The 23,445-nt window shown below is 66.3% G+C and carries 17 protein-coding genes; 1 reads left to right on the plus strand and 16 read right to left on the minus strand.

Going from position 1 to position 23,445, the window contains the following annotated elements; all coding sequences use genetic code 11:
* Positions 1 to 40 precede the first annotated feature (40 nt).
* The 14 genes from AB1446_00535 to AB1446_00600 form a co-directional block, all read right to left on the minus strand.
* On the minus strand, positions 41 to 4,501 hold the full coding sequence (locus tag AB1446_00535) for an FAD-dependent oxidoreductase (GenBank protein ID MEW6545389.1): 4,461 nt from the start codon (positions 4,499 to 4,501) through the stop codon (positions 41 to 43).
* A gap of 62 nt (positions 4,502 to 4,563) precedes the next feature.
* Positions 4,564 to 5,430, minus strand: coding sequence for a CoB--CoM heterodisulfide reductase iron-sulfur subunit B family protein (locus AB1446_00540; protein ID MEW6545390.1), 867 nt, complete (start codon positions 5,428 to 5,430; stop codon positions 4,564 to 4,566).
* Positions 5,427 to 5,975 carry a 4Fe-4S dicluster domain-containing protein gene (locus AB1446_00545; protein MEW6545391.1) on the minus strand — a complete coding sequence of 183 codons (549 nt, stop codon included), beginning with the start codon at positions 5,973 to 5,975 and terminating at the stop codon, positions 5,427 to 5,429. The genes AB1446_00540 and AB1446_00545 overlap by 4 nt, the downstream gene beginning before the upstream one ends.
* Complete coding sequence (locus AB1446_00550) at positions 5,972 to 7,888, minus strand: ASKHA domain-containing protein (GenBank protein ID MEW6545392.1); 1,917 nt, start codon at positions 7,886 to 7,888, stop codon at positions 5,972 to 5,974. Before AB1446_00550 ends, AB1446_00545 begins: the two co-directional genes overlap by 4 nt.
* Positions 7,888 to 8,640 carry an AAA family ATPase gene (locus AB1446_00555; protein MEW6545393.1) on the minus strand — a complete coding sequence of 251 codons (753 nt, stop codon included), beginning with the start codon at positions 8,638 to 8,640 and terminating at the stop codon, positions 7,888 to 7,890. Before AB1446_00555 ends, AB1446_00550 begins: the two co-directional genes overlap by 1 nt.
* Positions 8,633 to 9,376: a DUF3786 domain-containing protein gene (locus AB1446_00560; GenBank protein MEW6545394.1), complete on the minus strand. Its 744-nt coding sequence runs from the start codon at positions 9,374 to 9,376 to the stop codon at positions 8,633 to 8,635. Before AB1446_00560 ends, AB1446_00555 begins: the two co-directional genes overlap by 8 nt.
* Before the next feature lies 1 nt (position 9,377).
* Positions 9,378 to 10,256, minus strand: a complete 879-nt coding sequence (locus AB1446_00565; GenBank protein ID MEW6545395.1) for a dihydropteroate synthase — start codon at positions 10,254 to 10,256, stop codon at positions 9,378 to 9,380.
* Between the two features lie 16 nt (positions 10,257 to 10,272).
* Positions 10,273 to 11,625, minus strand: a complete 1,353-nt coding sequence (gene acsC / locus AB1446_00570) for an acetyl-CoA decarbonylase/synthase complex subunit gamma (GenBank protein ID MEW6545396.1) — start codon at positions 11,623 to 11,625, stop codon at positions 10,273 to 10,275.
* A gap of 16 nt (positions 11,626 to 11,641) precedes the next feature.
* Complete coding sequence (gene acsB, locus AB1446_00575; protein ID MEW6545397.1) at positions 11,642 to 13,846, minus strand: acetyl-CoA decarbonylase/synthase complex subunit alpha/beta; 2,205 nt, start codon at positions 13,844 to 13,846, stop codon at positions 11,642 to 11,644.
* A 16-nt stretch (positions 13,847 to 13,862) separates the two neighbouring features.
* Positions 13,863 to 15,821, minus strand: coding sequence for an anaerobic carbon-monoxide dehydrogenase catalytic subunit (gene cooS, locus AB1446_00580; GenBank protein ID MEW6545398.1), 1,959 nt, complete (start codon positions 15,819 to 15,821; stop codon positions 13,863 to 13,865).
* Between the two features lie 38 nt (positions 15,822 to 15,859).
* Positions 15,860 to 16,813, minus strand: a complete 954-nt coding sequence (locus AB1446_00585) for an acetyl-CoA decarbonylase/synthase complex subunit delta (protein MEW6545399.1) — start codon at positions 16,811 to 16,813, stop codon at positions 15,860 to 15,862.
* Between the two features lie 34 nt (positions 16,814 to 16,847).
* Positions 16,848 to 17,063: a hypothetical protein gene (locus AB1446_00590; protein MEW6545400.1), complete on the minus strand. Its 216-nt coding sequence runs from the start codon at positions 17,061 to 17,063 to the stop codon at positions 16,848 to 16,850.
* A 367-nt stretch (positions 17,064 to 17,430) separates the two neighbouring features.
* The gene (locus tag AB1446_00595; GenBank protein MEW6545401.1) at positions 17,431 to 18,528 is read right to left on the minus strand and encodes an HD-GYP domain-containing protein; all 1,098 of its coding nucleotides are present in this window, start codon (positions 18,526 to 18,528) and stop codon (positions 17,431 to 17,433) included.
* A 12-nt stretch (positions 18,529 to 18,540) separates the two neighbouring features.
* On the minus strand, positions 18,541 to 19,341 hold the full coding sequence (locus tag AB1446_00600; GenBank protein MEW6545402.1) for an alpha/beta hydrolase: 801 nt from the start codon (positions 19,339 to 19,341) through the stop codon (positions 18,541 to 18,543).
* A 184-nt stretch (positions 19,342 to 19,525) separates the two neighbouring features.
* Between AB1446_00600 and AB1446_00605 the strand changes: the two genes are divergently transcribed.
* Positions 19,526 to 20,572, plus strand: coding sequence for a radical SAM/SPASM domain-containing protein (locus AB1446_00605; protein MEW6545403.1), 1,047 nt, complete (start codon positions 19,526 to 19,528; stop codon positions 20,570 to 20,572).
* Positions 20,573 to 20,608: 36 nt separating this feature from the next.
* Here the strand turns inward: AB1446_00605 and AB1446_00610 are convergent, their stop codons facing one another.
* The gene (locus AB1446_00610) at positions 20,609 to 21,964 is read right to left on the minus strand and encodes a TldD/PmbA family protein (GenBank protein MEW6545404.1); all 1,356 of its coding nucleotides are present in this window, start codon (positions 21,962 to 21,964) and stop codon (positions 20,609 to 20,611) included.
* Positions 21,965 to 21,969: 5 nt separating this feature from the next.
* A complete protein-coding gene (locus tag AB1446_00615) occupies positions 21,970 to 23,343 on the minus strand; it encodes a TldD/PmbA family protein (GenBank protein ID MEW6545405.1) in 1,374 nt (457 codons plus the stop codon).
* Positions 23,344 to 23,445: the final 102 nt, after the last annotated feature.

A 23,445-nucleotide genomic window follows, 5' to 3' on the forward strand; every position in this document is an offset into this window, starting at 1 on the left:
CTGTTCCACCTCCTGACGACCGCGTCGCCTGGCACCGCCGCTACGGCAGGCCCGCCAGCTTGGCTTCCATCTGGTCGAACCGGTAGTTGCCCAACTGGATGGCCCGTGCCGGGCACTCTGCCGCGCACATGCCGCATCCCTGACACTGCACGGCCTCGATCTGGGCCACCCCGCGGGCGTTGATGAAGGGTACGTGGTACGGGCAGACCCGCACGCAGGTCAGGCAGGCCGCGCACCGGGACTCGTCCACCACCGACACCACGCCCCCCACCCAGAGCGACTCTTTGGACAGCACCACCGCGGCCCGCGCCGCCGCCCCCTGGGCCTGGGAGATTGCCTCCTGCAGGGACTTGGGCCAGTGGGCCCCACCGCACAGGTATATCCCCGCCGAGGGGAAGTCCAGGGGGCCCATCTTAATGTGGGTCTCCAGGAAGAACCCGCCCTCGCCCAGGGGGACCTTGAGCAGGGAAGCCAGTTCCTTTGCCCCCGAAGCGGGCACCACGGCGGTGGCCAGGGCCACCAGATCGGGATGGAGTTCGATGCGGCGCCCGGAGGCCGAATCCACCGTGCCCAGCCAGAGCCGCTCCTCCTCTTTCTGCAGCACCGGCGGTGCGTCGTCGGGGTAGGGCAGGAAGGAGATCCCCAGGGAGCGGGCCTCGCGGTAGTACTTCTCAAGGAACCCGTACGAACGCATATCGCGATAGAGAACCACCACGTGGCAGCGGGGCGCCAGCCGCTTGAGCCACAGCGCGTTCTTCAGGGTCTGGGCACAGCACACCCGACTGCAATACGCCCGCTCCGCATCCCGCGAACCGACGCACTGGATGAACACCACCTGCCTCCAGGGCGGACGGGAACCTTCCCGCTCCAGGGTGGCGAGCTGGCCTTCCAGTTCGGTGACCGTGCACACCCGGTCGTCCTGGCCGTACAGGTAAGCGCCGGGCCGGTACTCCTCCACGCCGGTGGCCACCAGGACACAGCCGTGCTCCACCGTCACCTCCCCACCAGGCAGGCGCAGGCGGGTGGTGAAGTGCCCCTGGTGACCTGAGACCTCCGCCACCTCGGCTTGCGTAAACACGGTGATACGGGGGTCCTCCATCACCCGCCCCACGAGATCCGCCAGCAAGGCAGCCACATCCTGCCCTTCGATGGTGCGGCGCAGGCGCAGGAGCTGGCCGCCCAGGCGGTCGGAGCGCTCCACCAGGTAGCAGGGGAAACCCTGGGCGGACAGGGCCAGGGCGGCGGCCATCCCGGCCGGGCCGCCCCCGATGACGAGAGCCTTCTGCACCACGGGTACCGCCTGCATGGTGAGCGGGGTCAGTGTGCGGGCCTTGGCCACCGCCATGGCCACCAGGTCTTTGGCCTTCTCGGTAGCAGCATCGGGGACCTCCCGGTGCACCCACGAGCACTGGTCGCGGATGTTGGCCATCTCGAAGAGGAACTGGTTGAGGCCAGCCTCACGCAGGGTCTCCCGAAAGAGGGACTGGTGGGTGCGCAGGGAGCAGGAAGCCACCACCACGCGGTTGAGTCCTTTCTCTGCGATGGCCTCCCGGATGCGCTGCAGGCTGTCCTGGGAGCAGGTGTACGTGAACTCCTGGGCGTGGGCCACCCCGGGCAGGCCGGCGGCAAATTGCACCACGGCGGGGACGTCCACCACGCCCCCGATATTGATACCACACCTGCACACGAACACCCCCACCCGCGGCTCCTCGCCCCGCACGTCCCGCTCGGGAGGATAGGTCTTGGGGGTAACCTGAGTACCCCGGCCCGGCGCGAGCAGCGCGTGCGCGCAGGCAGCAGCCGCGGATGCCCCCACCAGGCTCTCGGGAATGTCGCGGGGACCCGCAAACGCCCCGGCCAGGAACACCCCCGGCCGGGTAGAAAGGGCCGTGAAAACGGGGTCGGTGCGCGCAAAACCGTACTCGTCCAGTTCGATCCCCGCCGCCCTCGCCAGCTCCTGTGCCCCCGCCGGCGGCCGCGCCCCCACTGCCAGCACCACCAGGTCAAACTCCTCCTGCTCCAGGCGCTGGCCTGACCAGTAGCGAATAATGAGGTTGCGGGTGACAGGGTCTTCCTTGACCGCCGAGATCATGCTGCGCACGTAGCGGACTCCGTGGGCTTTGGCCTGCTCGATGTAGCGGTCAAACCCCTTGCCGTAGGCGCGCAGATCCAGGTAAAACACGGTGGGCTCGATGTCGGGGTCGTGCTCGCGGGCGATGATGGCCTCCTTGGCCGTGTACATGCAGCACACGGCCGAGCAGTACTCGGCGCAGGCGGTGTCCCGCGATCCCACACACTGGATGAACGCAACCCGCCGCGGCCGCTTTCCGTCCGAAGGCCGCACCACCTTCCCCGCCGTGGGCCCGGTAGCGGAAAGGTACCGCTCGAACTCCATGCTGGTGAGCACGTTGGGGTACACCGACCAGCCGTACTCCAGGGCACCTTCCGCCTCAAAGAGCCCCATGCCGGGGGCCAGGATCACGGCCCCCACCGGGATCTCCACGACGCGGGTCTGCTGGGTATGGTCAATGGCCTGCTTTTTGCATGCGGACACGCACTGCAGGCACTCGGAGCAAATGCCGCAGTTCAGGCAGCGAGAAGCCTCCCGTTGGGCTTCCTCGGGCGTGTACCCCAGGTACACCTCCCGGAAGTCCTGCACCCGCTCTGCGGGCGACGCCAGGCGCTGCTTGAGTCGGGGCGTGGCCTGCACCAGGACTCCCTCCGGCGGACCCAGCTTTTCGGACCGGGGGGCGACCCGCCCCGCGCGCAGGTCCAGCCCCTGCAAGTACCGCCGGATGGATTCCGCCGCCTCGTGCCCATCCGCCACCGCATCCACAATGGACGGCTTCCCGCCCGCCCCGTCCCCGCAGGCAAACACGCCCGGCCGGGACGTGGCCCGGGTCACGGGATCGGCGGCGATGAAGCCGCGGGCATCCAGTTCCACCCCCTGCGCGGAGAGGAACCCGGCATCGGGGGCCTGGCCGATGGCCAGGATGACGTGGTCGGCCTCCAGGAACGTCTGCACGGAATCATCGAACTCGGGCCGGAAGCGGCCCTGCTCGTCGAACACCCGGGTGCACCGGCGCAGGCGCACGCCGCGGATGCGGTCGCCCTCCCTCACCACCTCCACGGGACCCCACGAGGTGTGGATCTGGATGCCCTCTTCTTCCGCTTCCTCTATTTCCCAGGGGTGGGCGGGCATCTCCGCGCGCGACTCCAGGCAGGCCATGGCCACGGCCGATGCCCCCAGCCGGCGGGCGCAGCGGGCGGCATCCACCGCCACGTTGCCTCCCCCGATCACCACCACCCGGCCCTCGAGTTGGGGACGCGGCCCCAGCTTGGCCCGGTTCAGGAAAGGCAGGGCCAGTTCCACGCCCGGGCCACCTGTGCCCGGGATGGCAAGTCCCCGTCCTTTGGGAGTGCCCAGGGCCAGCAACACGGCCCGGTAGCCCTGGGCGAAGAGGTCGTCGAGGGAGAAGTCGGTGCCCAGCCTGGTGTTGCCCCGGAACTCCATCCCGTGGGAGAGGATCCAGGCCGTTTCCTTCTCCACCAGGGCGGCCGGCAGCCGGTACTCGGGGATGGCCGAACGCAGCATGCCGCCGGGGGCCGGCTGGGCGTCAAAGACAGCAACCCGGTACCCCTCCCGCGCCAGGTCCAGGGCAGCGGCCAGACCGGCCGGGCCTGCCCCCACCACCGCCACCTTCTCATCCCGCCAGGTGGAGGGTAACTGGGGCTCGTCGTACCAGCCGTAGTCGGCAGCCGCCCGCTTCAACACCGCTATGGAAAGGGGCTCATCGAACTGGCCCCGGTTGCATTCGGATTCGCAGGGGTGGTGGCAGGCCCGCCCGCAGATGGAGGCAAAGGGCTGCCGGCGCCGCACCACCTCCAGGGCCTCCCGGAACTTGCCCTGCGCAATGAGGGCCACGTACCCCTGCACGTTGCATCCGGCCGGGCAGGTAGCTCGGCAGGGCGGGGTCCCCCGCTTCTCGATGGCATAGGCGTTGGGGACCGCCTGGGGAAAATACTTGTAGATGGCCTTACGCTCGGCCAGGCCCAGGTTAAAGCGATCCCTGACGGTCACGGGGCACGCCGAGGCGCAATCGCCGCAACCCGTGCACTGGCGCACGTCCACGTAGCGGGCCTGTTCTTTCACCAGAGCCCGGAAGTTACCGGCCTCGCCTTCCAGCCCCACCAGGGTGCTCATGGTGTGGAGTACGATGTTGGGGTGGTTCTGGCAATCCGTCATCTTGGGCCCCAGCAGGCACATGGCGCAGTCGTTGGTGGGGAAGGTCTTGTCGAGCTGCGCCATGCGCCCCCCGATGGAGGGCTCCGCCGTGACCAGGTGGACCAGGAAGCCGGCAGAAGCCAGGTCCAGGGCCGCCTGCATGCCGGCGATCCCCGCCCCCACCACCAGCACCGACCCCAGCGGTACGGCGCCCTCACCCCCTGCCCCGAGCCACACCTCGCCCGGCACAACCACGTTTTCACGCGCTTCACTCATGGTACCATCTCCCCGGGGGCACCGCGCCCCCATTCCTGACCACCTGCACAGGAGATGCGATGTCAGCGGGCAATAGCCGGGGGTCCCCCGGAGACCAGCAATGGGCGGGCATCGACCAGGTGGGCTCCCAGCCAGCGCTCCGCCTCGGACAGGCCCAGGGCCACCCCGACGGCTTCCGTGATGTAGAGCACGGGCATGGGGGGCGACTCGCTCTGGCGAGAGTCAATGTTGGCGTGGCACATGGGACATGCCGTCACCAGGGCCACTGCCCCCGCCCGCCGGGCCTGCCTGATCAGTTCGTTCACCAGGACCTCCACCACCGGCGCGTGAGAAATGGTGAGGGAGGCCCCGCAGCAATCGGTCTTGTACGACCAGGGGCGCACCTCGGCCCCGATGGCCTCCAGGATGCGATCCATCAATACCGGCTGCTCGGGGCGGTCGAATCCCACCTGGGCAGAAGGCCGGGCCAGCAGACAACCGTAGTACGGAACTACAGGCACCCGCCAGGGGAATTTGACCCTGGCCCGGATGGTATCGAGCACCCGGGAACCGGCCAGCACTTCCAGCACGTGCCGCACGGCCACCTTGCCCCGGTAGGGCCGCCCCAGTCCCCCCTCCACCAGATGGGCCGCCTCGCGGGCCTCCTCTTCGCCAGCCCGCCAGGCCGCATCCGCTCCCTTCAACACGTTGTAACAGGCGGCGCAGGGGACCAGTACCTCTTCCGCCACCCCTTCCGCCAGCACCAGGTTGCGCAGCCCCAGGGCCCGGGCCAGGGGACCGGGGCGGGTATGGGCAGAAGAGGACCCGCAACAGGTCCAGCCCGGCACTTCCCGCAGGCCGATGCCCAAGGCGGCACACACCGCCCGGGTGGAGGCATCGAATTCCCACCCCGTGGAGTGCAGCGAGCACCCGGGGTAGTACGCCATCATTCCAGTTCACCCCCCGCCTGCCGCTTCCGGTACCGTACGCCTTCGCGAAAGAGACGGGCCAGGTCGCGCCGGCCGGGCGCCAGGGAGGGGACCAGGCGCAGCTTGCGGCGGGCCATCATCCTGAGCCCCATGGGAACGTCCTGGGTAAAGGTGCCGGTACGAAGCTTGTACTCGGCCATCATCCCCAGCTCATAGGCCCGCCCGAAGCGCCTCACCATACCCAGGAAAGCGTCGTGGAACGCCGCCACCTGGGGATCTTCCACCCGGTCTTCTTCCTTTGCCATGGCCTTGATGGCGTCCAGCACCCGGCTACCGTCGATACCGTTGGGGCAACGCTCGTAACAGGTACGGCAGCCCGAGCACAACCACACCAGCCGGGACGCCAGGGCCACATCCCGCAGCCCCAGTTGCAGCGCCCGCACCAGCCCGCTCAGGGGCAGGTCCGATACGAAGGTGACCGGGCACCCCCCCGAGCACTTGTGGCACTGGTAGCAGGAGTTGATGTCCTGACCGCTGCGCTCCCTGATCTCATCGGCCAGGGTCACCACTCCACCTCCTCCCGCTCCACCGAGGGGAAAAGCCGCAGGTCGGTGTGAGGCAAGAACAGCGCGGACACGAACTCGTCCATGAAAGAGCTCCCCACCGAAAGCTCCAGGTAGGTGATGCCCTGCGCCACCTTCTCTGCTTCCTGCCAGGCCCGCCCGGAAAGCAGGGCCAGGCGCGCCCCCTTCACGGAAGCGTTACCCAGGAACACGAACTTCTCCGGCGGCAGGTCGGGCAAGAGACCGATCTTGACGGCTTCCCTGATATTGAGGTAATTGCCAAATCCGCCGGCGATCCAGACCTTCTCCACGGCATCCTGCTCCATGTCCACGGAGCGCAGAAGGGTCCTGATCCCGGCGTACACAGCACCCTTGGACCGCAACAGGTTTTTGACGTCCGACTCGGTGATGACCACGTCCCGTCCGCTGCTGGACTCCCGGCGCCAGGCCAGCACGTACTCGGGCCCTTCTTCTCCCCAGCGTACCCGCGGCGACGAAACCCGCTGGAAGTTGCCGGCCCTGTCGATGACACCGGCCCGCCACATCTTGGCGAGGACGTCCACCAGCCCCGAGCCACAGATGCCCAGCGGCTTTTCACCCCCCACGGTGTGCACCCGCACCTCCAGGGTTTCCGGATCGATGGCCACCCCATCTATGGCTCCCGCGGTGGCCCGCATGCCGCAGGTTATCCCCGAGCCCTCGAAGGCGGGTCCGGCCGAGCAGGCACACCCCACCAGGAAGTCCCGGCCACCCAGCACCATCTCCCCGTTGGTGCCGATGTCGATGTAAAGGCCGATCCCGGGCAGGTGGTGCATGTCGGCCACCAGCAGCCCGGCCACGATATCCCCGCCCAGGTAAGAGGCCACCGCCGGCATGCAGCGCACGGGAGCTTCTGGGTGCACCTTGAGGCCGAGTTCAGCCGCCTTCACCACAGGAAAGCGGGCGGCGGCGGGGATGTACGGTTCAAGGCGCAAGTACTTGGGGGACACCCCCAGGAAGAAGTGGGTCATGGTGGTGTTGCCGGCCGCCACCACCGCCTGGATGTCGGTGGGCCACAGGTTGTGGCGAGCCAGCAGGCGATCGATGAGTTCGTTGACCGTGGCCACGGCGGCCTGCTGCAACTGCTCCAGGCCCCGCTCTTCCCGTACGGAGTGGATGATGCGCGTGATGACGTCATCCCCGTACCGGATTTGGTGGTTGTAAGTACCTACCCGATCCAGGGTTTCACCGGTAACCAGGTCCACCAGGTGGGCGGCCACCGTGGTGGTGCCGATGTCCACCGCCAGGCCATACGCCGGGCGGATAGCTTCCCCCGGTTCCACGTGTACGATTTCCGCGCGGCCGTCCCCCAGGTCGGCCAGGGTGCAGGTCACCCGGAAATTGTCCCGGCGCAGGACTTCGGGCAGCTCACGCAGCACGTTAAGGTTCGTGGTCACTTCCCCAAAACCGCTGGCGGGGACCAGTTTGGATACCAGCCTGGTGAGATCGGCGGCGTTTTCTACCAGGGTGGGAGGAGTAAGGGAGAGGGTGTACTTGCGGCAGAAGGGCTGAAGCCCGTACTGCACCAGCACGTCCGTCTCCTTTTCCTGCAGGAGCCGGGACGGTGCATCCAGCAATACCTGCTGGGTAGTCTCGATGCGGGCCTCGGGCGGGATTTCCACCACCAGGTCTTCCTCCACCCTGGTACGGCAGGCGAGCACGTACCCCAGGCGGCGGAACTTGGGAGCCATGTTGCCCTCCCCTACCCGTGCCTTCCCCGAGCGGATGGCCACCAGGCAGCGGCCGCAGACGCCCTCGCCCCCGCAGCCCGACTTGATCTCCAACCCCGCCAGGGCCGCCGCCTGCAAAAGGTCAGTGCCGGCGGGAACGCTCACCGTCACGTTGTCGGGGAGGAATCTGACCTGTACCCTGCCCATCACAACCCCAGCTTTTCCGCGATATCCGTCACCGCCCGCCAGGCGGGTGCTTCCGCCGACAACTCGAACAGTGGCCGGCCCTTCAAGTCGTACTCGACCACCATCTCGTCGTAAGGGATGACCCCTACCGGGTCAATCCCCAGACACTGCATTTCTTCCCTCAGCGCCCGCTCGTCGCCATCGCGAGCCATGGAGAGCACGAACTCCACCCGGCCGGAGACCACCCCCAGCGAGCGTGCCAGGCGGGCTATGCGCTGGGCCGAACGGATCCCCCGCACGGTCGGATCGCTGGTCACCAGCAGCACGTCCACGTCCCGGGCCACCCGCCTGCTCAGGTGCTCAAGACCCGCTTCGTTATCCATCACCAGATAGGGATAATTCCCGCTCAGTTCTTCCATGTAGTGGCGCAGCATCTCGTTGGGAAAGCAGTAACATCCGGGACCTTCCGGACCTCCCAGTACCAGGAGGTCGAACCCGCTCGCCTCGGTGAGCACCTGGTTCAACTGGTACTCGATGAAGGTGCTGGTGGTCATCCCGGCCGCAATCCCCTGCTTCGCCCTGGCCCTTTCCAGCACCTCGGAAATGGTCCCCTGCCAGCTCAACCCCAGGGCCTCCCCCAGGTTGGCGTTGGGATCGGCATCCACCACCAGCACCGGGGTCTTGCCTCGCTCAACCAGCCACCTCACCAGCAAAGCCGACAGGGTGGTCTTTCCCGTTCCCCCCTTGCCGGCAACCGACACGTGTTTAGGCACCGTCCGTCCCGACCTCGGCTTTCCTGCTCATACTGATCAGTTCCGATGCGACCTGCTCGCAGAGGACCACCACGTCCTCCGTACACAGGTACGAATGCACGCTGGAGTCGAACAGCACATTGGCCTGGGCGGGAAATTCCTCGTCGGCGGCCCACAGCACCAGCCAGACGGGTATCCGGGGGAAGGTGAGGACGCGCACCGTAGCATCCCCCATCTCGACAGCCTCGCCGCCCAGGCGCCTTCCTGCCTCCACGAGCAGGGCCGGCTGGTGGGCGAAAGCCCTCACCAGCCGGGCCCGCACGCGCTTCTCGAAATTGGAGTCGTACACCCGCCCCCCGGGCAGGTCCCGGAAGGGGATAAGCTCCCCGGTCAGCGGGTCCCCGCTGGCCCCGTTCAAGTAGTGGAGGGTGAGGATGGCCAGCCACTGGGGCACGTCCACCATGCCGCCATCCGGAGGGGAAGTCCCCACCGGGGCATCCGGCACACGAGGTACCGTCACGCCGTCGGGCAGGGAAGCTACCACCCGGGCATCGGGCAGGGAAACCAGCACCGGCCGGCCCAGGAAGGAGAGCCTGATGGCTCCGCCGGGACCCGCCCCGGGCGAGCCGGGCAGCAGAAATTCTGCCCCGCTCGCCGCCAGGCGGCGGGCCAGTTCCGCCCCCGACGCCTGCCCCAGTTCCTGCTGGGCCAGGGCCAGGGCGTGGCGGTAACTTTCCCCCAGGCCCATGGGCGTCATCTCATACCTCCAGCCAGGAGTGGGAGTACACGGTCTGGCCGGTGAGGACGCGCACCGTCTTGGCGTAAGCGACCTCCTCCGGCGTCAGCCCGGAGAAGTCGACGTCTTCGCCGTCCATCATCCGGTGCACCAGCGATACCAGCTCGGGGCGCTTCCCGCGGGCGATGGCCACCAGTTCTTCGTCGAAGGCGTCCACGATCGCGGCCGTGAGCCCGTACTTCATGAACATCATCAGGTAGGTGCGATTGAGGTAGGGGCGCAACCGGGTCGGCGTCCCGTTCGATACGTTGGAAAGCCCCACGATGGACTTGCATTCCGGAGCGATTTCCGACAGCATGCTCATGAACTCCAGGCATGCCTTCACCTGGTTGATGTCCACGCACACGGGGGTGACAATGGGATCTATCCAGATGTCCTCGGCGGGCACCCCGGCCTGGGTGGCCTTGTACACGAGATCCACGCACAGGGCCGCCCTCTCCGCGGCGTCCCGCGGCATCCCCTCGGTACCCCAGAGCAGGCCCACCATGGCACACCCGTACCTGGTGACCAGGGGGAGTTCCTTTTCCAGGCGCTCCGGCTGCAGGGAGATCGAGTTTATGAGGGCCTTGCCCCGGTGCACTTTCAGCCCCGCCTCCACCGCCTCGGGGTTGGTGGTGTCGAGCGAGAGGGGCAGGTCCACCGCTTCCTGAACCGTCTGGACCAGCCAGGTCATGGTCTCCGGGCCGCCCTTCCGGGCCGGACCGATGTTGACGTCGATGTAATCCATCCCTGCCTCCGCCTCGTTCCGAACCAGTTCCTGGATCGCGGAGGCGTTCCGTTCTTTGATGGCGGGGCCGTACGTCTTGGACATGATGTTCAGGTTCTCGCCGATGAGGATCACCGGTGCCACCCCCTCTTCAAGCAACCTGCCAGTTCTTCAGGTACGCGGGGATGTGGGCACCTTCCCGCGGACCCACCAGCACCCGCCATCCCTTCAACTCATCTTCCAGGGCGCCGCTTTCCGCGGCCAGGTAGCCGGGGATGATGATCTTGCGGTGGGCGACCCGGTCGGCGATACCTGACTTCTTGACCAGAGCAGCAATGGTGTCGGCCACGAACTTACCGGCCGCCCAGGCGGTGAGCACGGACAACCCCTCCGTGTCCTGCACCAGCAACCAGGCCGGCACCCGGCTATTCTCGATTTCACCCGACACGATGAAGTAGGTCAGGGAGAAGTTGGACGTGACCAGCACGGGCGAGTTCTCGTCGGGTTGGCCGATGGGGTAAATCCCCTCGCTGGTGGCCATGGGTCGCTGCGGGTCGGTGAAGATGTTCAGGCGGGCTACCAGGAGCGGGAACAGGGAATGGCCCTCCAGGTCGGAAAGCACCACGATCCCGCCGTACTTGGCGATGAAGGTGGCGGCGATGAGGGCCTCCTTCATGGGGTCGTCCGTCATCCGGCAGGGGAACACGATGGTGGGGAACCCCAGGGGACGGAACTTCTTGAGGAGGGCCGCCCGGCGGATGGCCACCTGTTCCTCGAACGCCGCCTTCAGGCTGCGAGCACCGCCATCCAGCACCACACTCTTCCATCCCAGGTCCAGCAGCCGCCCGCTGGTGGCGATCACCTCGTCGATGGTGCTCCCCTTCACGCCCAGGGGGCAGTTGTGCTGCTTGGCCAGTTCCAGCATGGCATCCAGGTTCTCCGCCGTCACCCCGTAGAGCAGAGGCCGGCTGCCGGGTACCGCCTCCAGCGCCCGGGCCAGTACCGCAGGTCGATCGCTCATGAGGATCATTGCTGCCCCGCCCGTTTCCCCGTGAATGCGGGCAGCCACCTGAGCAAAGCGCTCCCCGTCGCCCGAGGCCGACTCCAGGGCCACCATGTCCGGCTTCAGGGTGAGGCCCACCCGTTCGTAGCGCAGGGTGCGGAACTTATGCAGGCGGGCGGTGATCTCGTCGTCGCACATGGTGTCGGAGATGAGCAGGGCTATGGCGGTGGGGTTTTCGAACCGCTTCTCGTGCCGGAACAGCACGGTTTCGCCGCCAATCTTCACCTGCCCGTCGCCGGACCCGATGGTCACCGGACGGATGGGCGGGGCCGAGGCCTCCTCCAGCTTGGCCTTGGCCTCCTCGGAGACGTGGGGACAGGAAGAGAGTTCGGCCTTACCGGCGGCCAGGTTCATGGCAAAGGCCAGGCAGGTAGGAACCCCGCACTGGCCGCAGTTGGTGCGCGGCAGGAGCTTGAATATCTCTATACCGGTGAGTGGCATCGACATCCGTCCTTTCTCAGATGATGGGCTCCATGGTGAGGGCGGGATGCTGCTTCTCCTCCAGGAAGGGCAGGATCTCTTCCTCTGTGACCCCCACCGTCTCGTCGGCGATGCGGTCCAGCAGGTCGGGCACGCCCAGTTCCTGCGCCCGCCTCTCGAAGCGCTCGCGGATTTCCTCCTTCAGAATCTTGGGCATCCACACCAGGCGCAACAGCCCGCCGTCTCCGGCAATGAACTTGCGCTGGGTGATGTAGTACTTGCTGTGGCCTACGAAGCCGGGGGTACTCACGCCGCCGCCCACCATGCCGGCCAGGGTGGTGAACTTCATCCCGCAAGGGGTCATGCCCGTGTACTCGCGGTTCACCGTCATGACCCCGTTGCAGAGGGGCAGCACCGCCGCAATGCACTCGCAACACCCGCAGGTGGTCATGGGGTCATGGACGATGCTGTAGAAGTTGTACCCCTGGATCTTGCCCCGGGAGGCCTTGGTCACAAACTCGTCCACGCCCTTGAACCGTCCCAGCCTGGAATCCAGGCACTCGCCCTTGAAGACGGGCTGGTTGGGGCCGGTGGGGTTGATCTCGTACGAGGCCTTGCAGTCCATCCAGTTGTAGGCACCACACAGGCCGGTACGCTCGGGGCTGATCATGCACACGTGCCCGGGAGCAAAGGACTGGCACAGGGTGCAGGAATAGTAGGTATCGGTGGCTTCGTCGGTCATACCCTCGATACGCTCGTCGCGCGCCCGGTACACCGCCCGCGCCTTCTCCAGGATGGGCAGCACGTCCTCTTCCCGCGTGTACAGCTTTACCTGTACCTTGTCGAAGATGGTGCCGAAGTCCTGGTGCAGCTTGGCGTGCAGGATGGACCCGATGTGGCGCAGCTTGAATCCCTTCTCCCTGGCGGCCTTGCTGATGCGGTACCAGGCGATGTCGCGCTGGCCGATGTGCATGACGCCCTGAGCGTAGTTCACCAGGTGGTGGATCTGCCGCTCCAGGATGGGCTCGAAGTCCTCCTGCATCTTGCGCCCGGCCACTTCCACCACCACGGCCAAAGGCAGGTGTGAGCCGGGAGGAACGTCGTCGATCTCGGGTCCGACAACCTCAATCTTACCGTCCTCCACCTCGTCCATGCTCTTCATGGTGCACCATTCCACGCAGGGGCTGTGACCGCCGCCGCACTCCAGGTACACGTCGTCCTTGCGCACCCGCTCGCCCTCGAAGGCGGGGCCGTAAGCAACAGGCACCGGCACCTTGGTGACCGTCACCTTCAGGCCGCGCACCTCGATGGCCTTGGCCACAATGTGGTCGTGGGGCACGTTGGAGACCACGTGCTCGTAGGTGCACACCCCGCTGGGCAGGATCTGGGGGATGGGGGTATCGGCAACGGTGGGGAACCCCCAGTTGATGGCGCCCGCGGCGGTGGCGTACCACTCGTCGGTCACCGTGCCCAGGGCCAGCACGAAGGCGAAAATGCGGTCTTTGTTGTAAATGAGGATCTTGCGGAAGTCACCGGGCTCGACGCCGCCGAAGGACATGGCCGCCCGGGTGGCGAAGCCGATGGCGAACACGGCCGAGGTGATGTCCGGACCGAAGGTGACCAGGCGCGTGGGCCATCCGATCTGCACCCCCGCCTCCACCAGTTGCTCTCCGAAACGCACCCCGTTGTGCTCTGCGGCCATGAAAACGTAGAGCATCTTTTCCTGCAGTTCCTGGGCTATCTTGGCCGCTACTTCGGGCGAGGGCGCCGCGCCCACGATGGCAGCGAAGCCGGGCGCGGTGCCGTCCACGAACTCGATGCCGCGCCGACGAAGGATGATGTCGTCGGCCGCCCCCAGCCAGATGCGGCCGTCCACCGGCTCTTCCTGCTTGGTGTAAAAGTCGGGATCCTCCAGGTACCGGATGGCCTCGATGATCTCCTCAGCGAACATGGTGGCCATGCCGGCATCCAGGACTGGTCCCAGATAAGGAAGGTGGATGTCCTCCCGCACGGGCGGAGGGAGCAGCGACTTTGCCCTCTTCAGCACCGGCTCCATGTCGCCCAGGGTCTTAACAGGCACCCCCAGGATGCCATAGATGACGGGCAAATAGTAACCGGTATTGGGGAAGCCCACCTCCTGCCTGGCCCCCCAGCGGTCCATGGCCTGCTGCCACTTCTCTTCCGCCCGGGCCACCAGTTTGTGGGCACCACGGATGGCTGCCGAAGCGATGATCTTGGACATCTCTCTCCCCCCGTCCCTAGAGGGCTTCCAGCCCGCGGCGCATGGCCATGTCGTAGAGGACCCGCTCACGCGCCTTGTCGATACCCAGGGCCTTCCTCTTTGCGTCGATGTGCTCGATCATGAGCCGCGCCGCCTTGATCGGATCGGGCTCGTAGGCCCACCTGGCCTTCACCTTTTCTTCCAGCCCTTCGAACAGCATGCGGGTGAACTTCTCGCTGCCCGTGGTGGGCCAGGTCACCCCGAATACGGTGAACACGCCCGAGGCCACAAAGTACTGCCCGATGGCGATGGCCTTTTCGCTCATCCACTCGGGCGCCGCCCCCGCGGCAGGCAGGTCGCTGATGTCGTCGCCCAGGCCGCCCTCCTTCACCATGGCCGTGGCCGCCATCAGGATGCGGCTGTTGTCCACGCATGCCCCCATGTGGATGACGGGGGGCAAGCCCACGGCCTCGCACACCTCGGCCAGACCGCCGCCCGCGTACCTGGCCGCCGCCTCCGGGGTGAGGAGGCCCGCCTTGGCGCAGGCGATGGCGCTGCAACCGGTCTGGAGGACTAGCACGTCGTTTTTGATCAGTTCCTTCACCATTTCCACGTGCACGGAGTCGTGCTTGACCCGCGGGTTGTTGCAACCAACCACCCCGGCCACGCCCCGAATGCGCCCGTTGATGATGTTGTCATTGAGGGGCCGGTAGGAAGCGCGGAACACACCTCCCAGCAGGTAGTCGATGGTTTCGTGGCTGAACCCGGCCACGAAATCCACCCGGTGGGGAGGTACTTCTACCCGGCCCGTGCGGTGGGGGAATGCCTCGATGGCGGCGCGCACGATGGCCTTGGCCGCGTTGACGGCATCGTGCTCGTGGAACTCAATGTGGGTGGCTCCCGGGATGTGCGCCCGGTTGGAAGTGGTGATGATCCTGGTGTGATAGCACTGGGCCACCTTGGGCAGGGACTGCATGATGCACTGCACGTCCACCACCATGGCATCCACCACGCCGGTGACGATGGCCAGTTCCTGCTGCAGGAAGTTACCCGCGATGGGGACGCCGTGGCGCATGAGGATCTCATTGGCCGTGCAGCATATGCCGGCCACGTTGATGCCCTCCGCCCCTTTGGCGCGGGCCAGGGCCAGCATCTCCGGGTCTTCGGCCGCCACCACGATCATTTCCGAAAGCAGGGGCTCGTGCCCGTGCACGATCACGTTCACGTGGTCGGGCTTGAGTACCCCCAGGTTCACCTGACCCAGGATGGGCTGCGGGGTGCCGAACAATACGTCCTGCAACTCGGTGCCGATCATGGACCCGCCCCAGCCATCCGCCAGGGCAGCCCGCATCCCGTGCAAAAGCAGGGTCTCGGCGTCCTGGTCCACACCCATATGGGTGCGGTGCAGAGCCTCCACGATTTCCCGGTCGATGCCGCGGGGGACGATGCCCAGCTTACGCCATATCTCCTGCCGCTTGAGGGGGGCCTTCTTGATGAAGGCCAGTTCCCCTTCCTGCTGGGAAAACTGGGCCAGGGCCGCCTTCCCCACGTCCAGGGCTATTTCCTCGATGGGCCGGTCCCCCACCTCAATGCCGAAATCGAGGGCCAGCTTCAGGAGCTTGTACTCATCTTTGATGGTGTAACCGGGCGCCTCTCCCTTGGCGGCCGCAATCAGGGTTTCTGCCACCGCCCTCCCGTGGTCGGAGTGGGCGGCCGCCCCCGCGGCAATCATGCGCAGGAAGTTGCGGGCCGATATGGTGTCGGTGGTGGCCCCGCATACACCGGTCACTTCCACTTCCAGGTCCGACTTGCCACGGGGCAGCAGCACCCGGCAGGGGCCCATGGCGCAGTTGCGGCAGCAACTACCCTCCGCCCCTATGGGACAGGGCTTGACGTGATCCGCCCGAAGGAAGGCGGTCGACACCCCGTCCTGCTGGGCCTTGCCCAGCAACTGCACCGTGGCCGGGCACGCACTCCTGTCCAAATGGTCCGCCATTGCCATACCTCTCCTTCCTGCCTCTGGCCCTTCCGGCCTCAGGCGGCAGCACCCATCATCTCAGCCAGGTATCCCCTGACCAGCCGGACCGCCTCGGGATGCCTCATGATGAGCACGTCCGCCCCTGCCAGCGCCAGGAGGACCGCGGTGATGGCTTCCATCAAGATTCCCCGCTTGCCCGGGTCACCCAGGTTGGGGTCCTCCAGCCTTACTTCTTTGACCTTCCACACCTCTCTGGCCAGGTTGCACACCAGGGGGAACTGCAGCCGGTCATCCTGCTGCACGAGGGCGGCCATGCGCATGCGCTCCATCACGGAATAGGTGTACTCCAGACCGTACCCCAGGCCGCCCACGGTGGGGTCCATCACCAGCAGTTCATCGGGCACCCCCAGGTTGCCCAGGAGGATGTTCAATTGCTTGGCCAGGTTGACGTCGATGGGGGTAGAGGCGATCACCGTGTGGCGGTAGCCGATGGCGGGCGCCCCGATCTTCTTGTAGTTCTTGTCTTGCACGGGTCCAACCACCAGATGCTTTCCCTCGCACACCTCGCACACCTGGCGCAGCACCTCGGCGTCCTTCTCCACGTCTCCCGAGCCCCACACGATGAGGGGGACGTTCAGGGCATCTGCCACCCGTTTGGCGGTGGCCGCCGCTTCCTCGGCGGGGCGGTTGAGACCGTTGGGATCCGTGCTCACAAGCTGCAGGCACACCATTTCCGCCCCGTAGGCGTCCACGCACTTCCTGGCCCAGGCTACCGGGTCAGACACCACGTCAGCGAAAGGCTCCAGGGCAGCGGGGGGCCAGTCGCCCGGTGCTACGTCGTACACCTCCATGGCGATGCGAGGCGGATTGCCCATCTCCCCCTCAAACAGATGGAAGGGATAGCAACCGGCGTTCCCCACCTTGACCGCCCGATCGGGAGGTCCCAGGGAAATCTCCTTCACCTTGCCCGTGTACGAAATGGTGGGTATGGAAAAAGCCAACGAACTCACCCCATTCTCTCCGGCCGGGCCGGGTTATCGCATGCTAAGCCGGGTTCTTGCGGCGTTCGCTTCCGTACCAGTCGGAACTGTACCAGTACCGCTCGCTCGTCCTCAGGTAACGCAGCATCTCCTCACGGTCGCGCAACTTGCGGCGCCAGTTACCCTCGTCCTGGCCCGCCGGCTTTCCCGGCTCGTAAGTGGGTCCCAGCACCTCCACCCTGACGCCATCGAACCTGGTCTTTTCCTCCTTGACCTCCACTTTCTTGCACACCCCCTGCTGTCTCAGCCCGGATAGCCCAGTTCTCCATATTCGGTGCCAGCAGCCATCATCCCCCTGTCCACCAAATAATCGAACTTTCTGTATACATAAGTAACAGGGCCGGGATGTCTGCCCGACCCTGATAACTCACCGAGCTCATTTTGCCGTCGCGCCACCTCCCGCGCCGGCAAGCCGACACCGGGCCGGCGGCCACTGCCACTGACATCAGGACCCGGACCCCTTCCCCCGCGGGAATCCAGCCGTCCACCCTGTGGTCAAGATTATGCGCTTCGGCTTTTCAGCAACCGATACTGCAATCACATTATAACGAATCAACACCCCCCCTGTAAAGGAACCGCCGACCGTATCAATATCGCCTGGTCAACTGCTTAAATGAGGGCGGGTAATCGTCCAGCACCCCCGCTATGGTCACGTCGGGATGGGCGGCCAATTCGATTTCCTGCGGCGGGACGGGGCGCAGCTCTGGATCGGAGAATAGGCGTACCCGGGGCAACCACTGGCTGGCGGGGGTATACGCCACCACCGCACCCAGTTCGCCTGTGCTCAGTTTCACCACCGTACCGATCGGGTAGGGAGCAATACGCTGGCAAAACCTGTCCACCAGGGACGCGTCGTACAGTTCCCCCCGACCCTCCCGGAGATGAACCAGGCCTGCATGCGGGGGCACCCCCCGCCGGTACACCCGGTCGCTGGTCATGGCGTCAAATACATCGGCAATGGCCACCACGCGCCCTACCAGGGTGATCTCCCGCCCCGCCAGGCCCTGCGGGTACCCGGAACCGTTCATCCTCTCGTGGTGATCCAGGGCCGCATGAGCGGCCAGGTAACTCGCTCGTACGTACCGCACCATGAGGCGGTAGCCCTCCATGGGGTGAGCCCGTACCAGCGCCCACTCATCCTGCCCGAGGGCGCCCGGCTTGCCCAATATCTCCCGGGAGATGCGAATCTTGCCCAGGTCGTGCAGGATGGCCCCCATCCCCAGGTCAGTCAGTTCACAATCGGACATGCCCAGAGCGATACCCAGGACCCCCGCCAGGATGCATACGTTGACAGAATGAACACAGGTATAGTCATCGTGACAACGGAGGGCGGAAAGGCTCAGGACCACGTTGGAGCTTTCCCGCAATTCCCATATCACCCTCCTGACCACCTCAGCCACCCTGCCCAGGTCGGGCTCCTGCCCGTGCACCACCCCTTCCAGTACCGAGTGGACCGCTCGCGTGGCCATGGTCCGGGTTTCCTCACATATCGCATCGTCTATCTCCACGTCATCGAGCAGCCAGTCGCGAATGACCACGCGCGTGAATCCCCGCTCCCTGAGCCGGGCGATGAGGGACCGCGTCAGGGCGACTCCGGCTCCCACCAGTACTTGTCCGGAGGCAGTGCACACGGAACGGGCCAGCACTTCTCCTTCCAGTTCATCGCTCAGGGCGACCACGCGCATGGCCCATTCCGCTCAGGTCTTCAGGGATATCAGGAACTCGACCATGGCCCGATTGACCGGCTCCGGCCTTTCCAGCATCACCATGTGCCCGGCTCCGGGGATGATGCGAAGGCTTCCTCCCAGTTTCTCCGCCAGGTACCGGGCGTACTTGGGTGGGGTCAGGGCGTCCTCGGCACCCACCACCACCAGGGCGGGAAGCCGCAGGCCGACCACCTCCTGCATGCGGTCGAAACGGTCGCAAGCGCTGTAATCCCGGTGAAGCACCTCCACCGGCACCGCCATGTACTCGGCCCGCCCCCGCTCCAGCAACTCGGGTGCGGCACCGGGGGCGTATGCCATGCGCAGGAGGGTTTCGTCGCGCTCACCGCGGGCCATCATCTCCAGAGCGGAAGGCAACACCCGCAGACGGGCACCGGTCCCCACCAAGATCAACCCGGCCAGGGACCCGGGGCGGGACAGGCCCATCTCCAGGGCGATTGCCCCGCCCATGGAGTGACCGCCCACCACCACCTGCCGTCGCTCAATGGCGGAGTACCCTTCCCCGTCCCCTTCTGCCAGGAGCGCCTGCAGGCCCCGGAAGACCACATCCGCATAAGAAGGAATGGTGGAACGCGCCTCGCCTCCCGAGCGCCCGTGCCCGGGGAGGTCGAAGGCCACTACGCTCCACGCCGCGAGCGAACGCAAATGCGAGATCTGGGGCAACCAGTGGGAATGATTGCCTCCGGCACCGTGCACCAGGACTACTACCCCGCCCTCCGGGCGCAGCCAACCCGCCCAGTAAAGGTCGAAATCATCCACTTTCACCGTGGGCATAGTCTCGACACCTCTCCCCCTTTATCGACAATGCCACTCGCCCGCGAAAGACAGGTGCGCGTACGGCGCACGGTCCATCTGAGCGGTAACCTGGCCCCCCCGGCAGGCGAGAACGCCTGGTCGCGCCTCAACCGGAAGGAGCATTTGCCCCTACCGTAGAACCACCGGGGCGGAGGGGATGCCCATGCGTCCACTACAGGTTCCCCGCATAGTGCAGGTTGAGGTAACTTCGGCATGTCAGCTGCGCTGCACCTTTTGTGCCCGGACGGCCCTGGCCGACCGCTGGATCACCGCTCACCTGCCGTGGGAAGCTTTCTCCGCCCTGCTGCCGCACGCCGGCCGGATACAACTGGTACACCTGCAGGGCTGGGGGGAACCCCTGCTCCACCCCCGCCTGTGGGACATGGCAGCAGCCCTGAAACAGGCCGGTTGCAAGGTCTCGCTCACCACCAACGCCATGCTCCTGGACGAGGAGGCTGCGCGGGAAGCGTGCCGCGTGGGCCTGGACCTGGTGGCCGTGTCCCTAGCCGGCGCCCGTGCCACCACCAACGACGCTCTGCGGGTGGGGTCCTCTCTTGAGCGCATCGCCGCCAACGTTTCATTTCTTTGCGGGCAGAAGCCCCGTCCCCGGGTGGTGCTGATCATGCAGATGATGCCGCCCAACCTCCCCGAACTTCCCGAGCTCGTATCCCTGGCCAGGGAGTTGGGCGCCGACGAGGTGTCGGCTCCCAACCTGGATTACATCCCCAGCCGCGAATTGGACTCCCTGCGTGCCTTCGGCCGGGAACCGGATCCCGCCGTCTCCGAACTCACCGTCGAGGCCAAACGCAGGGGCGAGGAACTGGGGGTTGCAGTGCGCATTTTCGGATTGACCCTGCGAGACGACGTCATGGTCTGCGAAGCCGATCCCCTGCACAACCTGTGGATCGCCGTAGATGGCCGGGCCGGGCCCTGCGGCTACCTGGCCCTCCCCTCTCGGGAAGGGATCCCCCGCCTGTTCCAGGGCACATCCGAGCACGTGCCCCGCCTGACATTCGGTGACGTCATCAGGGGCCTTCCCGCGATGTGGCAGTCGCGCACAGCTCGCTCCTTCCGCCAGGCCTTTGCCCGCCGCCAGAGATGGGGCCAGGTGGAATTCGCCCTCGATGCACTCCTCAACCCGTCAGCCGCAGGCACGCCCCCGCCGGCGCCGCCCCCCTGCCGGCACTGCTACAAGCTCTACGGCATATAAGGACGGACGCACCAGGGCGCTCGGGTGGGCCGGGAGTCAGGGGGAGCGGGTGGTGATGGTGGCCCGTTCCAGCAGAACGTAAGGGAAGTACACGGAGGCCAGCCGCCTGGTTTCCCGGCTTATGCCCCCCAGGGCTTCTTTCAGGGCAGTGAAGGCGTTTACCGAGAACATGCAGTCCTTCACGCGCCCCACCCGTTCTCCATCCCGCAGCCGGTATCCCAGGGCCACGTTGCCCGTGACCACGCCCGCGTACAGGTTGCCAGACCAGGCCCCCATGAAGTTTTCCACCAGCAGGCCATCCCTGACGCCTGCCAGCATATCCCGCAGGGGCTGTTCCCCCGCGGGGATCACCAGGTTGGTCTGCCTGGGTACGGGGGGACCGTCCGCTAGTTCACTCCGGGATCCGTTGCCCGTGGGTGCCATCTTGAGAGCGGCCGCCGACTCCAGGTCGAGCAGGAAGCTGCGCAGCACGCCCCCCTCCACGATGGAGGTGCGCCGGGTCGGTACGCCCTCATCGTCGCAAAGGCCACTCCCCACCCCGCCAGGCAAACGGCCGTCGTCCACCAGGCTGAAGGAAGGATGGAACATCTCCTCCCCCAGCCGATCTCGCCAGGGAGATATCCCCCGCTGCACGGCCCGACCGTCCACGCAGGCCAGGATAGGCCCCAGAAGGTCGCGCACCGCTCGGGGGGCAAGCACCACCGGATACTCCCCGGGCGGCATCACCACATTGCGCCGCGCCGCCTGCAGGTCGTCCACCACCTGAGAGATCAGAGCGGGTATATCCACATCCAGCCTGGTGGAGGCGTCCCAGTTGTACACGTGCAGGAAGTTGCCCTCCTCGGTTACCTCTGCGATGAACGCCACTGACACACCGGTCTTCCGGTAAGCAGCATCCAGGCCGGCCGTGTTGATGACGCGGGTCACGGCCGTCTCACGGGCCACGCTGGCATGGGCGAGGGCGGGCCCGACACCGGAGAGTTGCGCCACGAAACCGCGTCCCCACTCCACCATCACGTCCTGCTCCAGGGTGGCTACCCGGCCATCCCACCACTCTCCCGGGTCGGAGCCGGGGCTCTCGCAGGGGAACGCAAATTCGGCCGGGGGGCCGTAACGGGCTGCCGCCATGGCCCGCTCCACCAGTTGCTCGGGCTCGCGGGCCACGGTGGTGGAACTCAAGCCCACCCGGCCCTCGTGGAGCACCCGCAGGGCAAAGGCCTGGTGACGCGTCATTTCGATACGCTTCAGGCGACCGGCCTCGAAGTTCACCGGGAGCCTTTCCCCGGAGGCCCAGAACACTTCGGCAGCGGCCCCGGACCGGCGCGCCAGGTCCAGCACGCGCTCCATGAAGGCAAACTCGGTGGCAAAGTCGGCTCGCATGTCACCGCTCACCCTCGTCACCTCCCCCCGATGACGGCGCGCCGGATACGGATGGGCGGGCTCCAATGGCTGACGGGAAGAGGAGCCTGGGCTCCCTTGCCGCAACCGCCCGGACCTTCCTCCGTACCCACCTCTCGCCCGATGGCATCGATGTTCTCCAGGGTATGGAACACGTTACCCGTCAGTTTCACTTCCCGCACCAGTTCCGCCAGTTCACCGTTCCTGATCATGCGACCGTAACCGGCCGTAAAGGTGAACATCTCCCCGTTTGTCTCGCCCCCGTAAGAGTCTACGGCGTACACACCCAGCTCGATCCCCTCCAGGAGATCCTGGAACGACGCCGTCCCGGGATCGATGCCGGTGTTGCGCATGCGACAGATCGGCGGGAAACGGAAATCCAGGGCACGGGCGTTGCCGGTGGGACGCTCCCCCAGGCGTCCGGCCGATTCGCGGGAATGGAGCCTGCCCACCAGCACTCCCTCTTTGATCAGGTAAGTTTTCTCCGTGGGGGTGCCCTCGTCGTCGTACGCCAGGTATCCCCGCGCCCCCCTGTCCAGACCGCTGTCGTAGATATTGAGGATGTCCCTGCCGAACCGGCGCCCCAGCCTCATAACCTGCTGGAGGGCAGGATTTTCGGCCAGGTCGTCTGCCTCGCTCAGGTGCCCAAATGCCTCATGCACGAACACGCCCGCCAGGCGGGAATCACACACCACCGGGTACTCACCAGCCTGGACCACCGGTGCATCCAAGAGGGCGGTGGCCAGCCGGCACACCTCCTCGACCCGGCTCTCCAACCCCCGTGCCACCCCGAAATCGCGGGAGGAACCGAACCCGTGGCGCGCGATCTGGGTCAACCCACCGCGGGTAGCCACCGCCGCCACCACCCCGCTCAGGTCCAGCTTCTCCTGGTAAATCGAGGTGCCGTGCGAAGTACACAGCCACAGGCGGGTGAACTTCTCCTGGTAAAAGACCTGCGAGGTGGTAACCGGCGGGCCCCAGGCCATAATGCACCGGTTGTACTCCCCCATCAGATCCACCTTTTGGGCCAGGCTCACCTTCCGCGGGTCTTCCCCGGCATCCAGATGCACTTCCGCTTCCACCGGATCGACCAGAGCCAGCGAGACCTTCTCGCCCCGTTCGCGACCCACCCGTTCCGCCGCAGCCAGGGCGGCACCCACCAGTCCCTCGGCGTCATCCGGACGGTTGAAGGAGACGAAACCCCAACCACCGTTTACCAGGGCGCGGATGGCACCGCCCGAGAGAACTGACTCCGCCACCGCCTCCAACCGCGGGCCCCGGTACACGATGCGCACGGTGGTGCTCTCCTCGTATCGGGCCTCTACGTAGTCGGCCGGCTTGCCCATCACCAGCCCCTGCAGGAACGCCTTCACCACATCACCTCCCGGCGTTAGTGGTTTCCCCATCCAGGGTCTGGTTCCTGCTGGCCAGCAGGAATCGGCGGGGGTCCCCTGGAATAGCGGATATTAAGCTTC

This window comes from Bacillota bacterium, from assembly GCA_040757085.1.
Lineage (GTDB): Bacteria > Bacillota > Sulfobacillia > JACIYH01 > JACIYH01 > JACIYH01.